The following is a 492-nucleotide window of genomic DNA, read 5'->3' on the forward strand; positions in this document are numbered from 1 at the left end:
TACGGTTCAGATCCGTCTAACATGTCATGGTGTGCGTTCTACTTTTCCAATAATATGAATGCCGTCACGAACGCAGCGCCGGAGGGTATGAAGATCGGTATTACCACCTGGCCATCCGACGATGCAGTGAAATCCAATTATTTAAAGCCAAGCATGTTCTTTTCTGTCTCTGTTGACAGTGAGAAACCGGAGGAGGCCGCTAAGCTTATAGATTACTGGACTAATTCGGTGGAATGCAACAAGATTCTTTTAGGTGAGCGCGGAGTACCCGTGTCGTCTGTTGTGGCGGACGCTATTGCCGCAGATATGAGCGAATCTGATCAGAAGGTGGTCGATTATATTAATAATGTTGTAACACCCAAGTGCTCTACGGTCAGCCCGGCTTCGCCTAACGGAGCTACGGAAGTGTATGATGTTGTATATAAAATGCAGGAGAAGATCTGCTACGAGGAGATCACTCCGGAAGCGGCGGCAGAGGAACTGTTAAAACAG

The 492-nt window shown here is 47.6% G+C and carries 1 protein-coding gene; it reads left to right on the top strand.

The window, feature by feature from the left end; translation table 11 throughout:
- Nucleotides 1–87: 87 nt before the first annotated feature.
- Nucleotides 88–492, top strand: a 405-nt coding sequence (locus NE664_13435) for a carbohydrate ABC transporter substrate-binding protein (GenBank protein ID MCQ4727635.1), incomplete at its 3' end; no start/stop codon positions are given.

Source organism: Anaerotignum faecicola, from assembly GCA_024460105.1.
GTDB lineage: Bacteria > Bacillota > Clostridia > Lachnospirales > Anaerotignaceae > JANFXS01.